Raw genomic sequence first — 259 nt, 5'->3', positions numbered from 1 at the left:
CGTCCAGGCCGGGCATGCGGATAGCCAGAAGGACGATATACGGATTCAGGCTGTCGATCCGAGTCAGATCTTCTTCGCCGATGATGGCGGCTGGCTCGAGGACGAGATATCCGTCCAGTTGCCCCACCAGCCGGGCCAGGCCCTCAAGCGCCAGGGGTTAGTGATAGGAGGTCAGGACATTAATAAGCTCAGGCTTCCAGCATGAGACCCGCCCATGGATAGCGTAGACAGGTGAAGTGCCCTACCTCACGGCGTTCGA

At 59.5% G+C, this 259-nt stretch carries 1 pseudogene; it reads right to left on the bottom strand.

Going from position 1 to position 259, the window contains the following annotated elements:
* Window positions 1-154: pseudogene (locus tag ACCC94_RS30360) on the bottom strand (response regulator transcription factor); the annotation flags it as partial.
* Window positions 155-259: the final 105 nt, after the last annotated feature.

It is taken from the genome of Pseudomonas sp. Pseusp97 (genome assembly GCF_047304025.1).
Taxonomy (GTDB): Bacteria; Pseudomonadota; Gammaproteobacteria; order Pseudomonadales; family Pseudomonadaceae; genus Pseudomonas.
This window is presented reverse-complemented; position numbering and strand designations above follow the sequence as displayed.